The organism is Prosthecobacter sp. (genome assembly GCF_020439865.1).
Taxonomy (GTDB): domain Bacteria; phylum Verrucomicrobiota; class Verrucomicrobiia; order Verrucomicrobiales; family Verrucomicrobiaceae; genus Prosthecobacter.
Genome location: NZ_JAGRPF010000025.1, coordinates 1 through 1875 on the forward strand (window position 1 = coordinate 1; position 1875 = coordinate 1875).

The following is a 1875-nucleotide window of genomic DNA, read 5'->3' on the forward strand; positions in this document are numbered from 1 at the left end:
ATGTTCAGCGGCAGGTCCTCGCTGTCGATCACACCGCGCACAAAGCGCATCCACTCCGGCAGCAGTTTCTTCGGCTTCGGGTCAATGAGCACCTTTTTGCAATAGAGGGACACGCCGGGCTCCATCTGCCCCATGCCAAAGGCCTCCATGTTCTGCGTCGGCGTGAAGAGCAGCGCATTGATGACGATGGGGGACTCGGCCTGGAAGTGCAGCCGGTAGCTCGGCTCATCAAAAGCGTGCGCGGTGAACTTGTAGAACTCGTTGTACTGTTCGTCGTTGATGCCGTCCTTCGGCTTGAGCCAGAGCGCCTCCACCGTATTGACGCGCTCACCGTTAAGAAGCAGGGGGAAGCTGACGAAATTCGAGTGCTTTTCCACGATCTGCTTCACCGTCGTGTCCTTGGCAAACTCGGCGGCGTCCTCCTTCAGGTGCAGGACGATTTTGCAGCCGCGCTTCTCATCGGTCGAATCCTCGATGGTGTAGCTGCTGGTGCCGTCACTCGTCCAGACGAGGTGCTCGCCGTCGTTGCGCCAGGAATGGGTGTGAACCTCGACCTTGTCAGCGACCATGAAGGCCGAATAGAAACCCACGCCGAACTGGCCGATGAGCGTCGCATCCCCCTGTTTGCCGGCATTCTTGAGGGCCGCAGCGAAGGCCTTCGAGCCGGAGTGGGCGATGGTGCCGAGATTCTCGATCAATTCCGCCCGCGTCATGCCGATGCCGGCGTCCGCGATGGTCAGCGTGCGCGCGGCTTCATCCGTTGTGATGCTGATCTGCAGTTCCGCTTCGCCGTCGAAGATCTCCTTCTCCGTCAGCTGCGTGTGGCGCATTTTTTCCATCGCATCGGACGCATTGGAGACGAGCTCGCGAATGAAGATCTCGCGGTCGGTGTAGAGCGAGTGGATGACGATATCGAGGACTTGTTTGACTTCGGCCTGGAATTCGTGGGTCTGGCTCATGGTGGGAGATGAAATGAGTGTTTTTTTAAGGTTTGGGGGCCGTGAGAGTAGCGGGACGCCCTGCGTGGTCAAGGCCGTCCATGCACTTCCCAGAAGGGGAAAATGACGAAGCCCGAATGGCCCCCTGTTTCCACCCGAGGATCATTCGGACTTCATTCGTCATTCCAATCAAGGCCGCGTTTCCTTCAAGCCGCGCGCCTTGTCGATGAGTTGCAGGAATTCGCCGCGATAACCCAGCTTGTCCGCGCCTTTGCCATCGATGGCGAGGCGACGCACGGTTTCCCAGCTCAGCGTGCCTTTGTAAGCGGAGTCACGCAGCAGCAGACCGAAGCCGGCGACGGCGGCGCTGAATTTGTACTCGTCGCTGCTCGCGGTGAGCGTCTTGCCTTCGTCCTTTACCGGCATCTCGATGAGTTTGCTCAGATCACCGTCCGGCTCCTTGTAGCGCAGTTTCACGGTCATCGTCTCGCCACTCTTCGCTGCTTCAGCGAGCTGGGCAGGTGAGATGGCGGGAGCTTGATACTTCAAGCTGTCCACCGCAGGCCGTGGTTCGGCGCCGGGAGGGAGATTGGCAGGAACGACTTCATACAGGGCGACCACGCTGTGACCGGCACCGATCTCGCCCGCATCTTTGGTGTCGTCGTTGAAGTCTTCCTTCGCCAGCATGCGGTTTTCATAGCCGATGAGGCGATAGCTGCGCACGGCGGCTGGATTGAACTCGACCTGGATTTTGACGTCCTTCGCGATCGTCACCAGCGTGCCGCTCATCTGCTCGACGAGCACCTTGCGTGCCTCGCTGAGGCTGTCGATGTAGGCATAGTTGCCGTTGCCCTTGTCTGCCAGGGTTTCCATCGTGCGGTCCTTCAGGTTGCCCGTGCCGAATCCGAGCACGCTGAGGAAGACGCCGCTCTTCGCC

2 protein-coding genes are annotated in these 1875 nt (G+C 59.6%); both read right to left on the reverse strand.

Annotation, left to right across the window (positions count from 1 at the left end):
* Positions 1-959, reverse strand: a 959-nt coding sequence (htpG, locus tag KDL09_RS02200; protein ID WP_294380875.1) for a molecular chaperone HtpG, incomplete at its 3' end; no start/stop codon positions are given.
* 168 nt (positions 960-1127) lie between these two features.
* Positions 1128-1875 (reverse strand): YfbK domain-containing protein (locus KDL09_RS02205; RefSeq protein WP_294380877.1); only part of this gene is annotated, 748 nt, incomplete at its 5' end.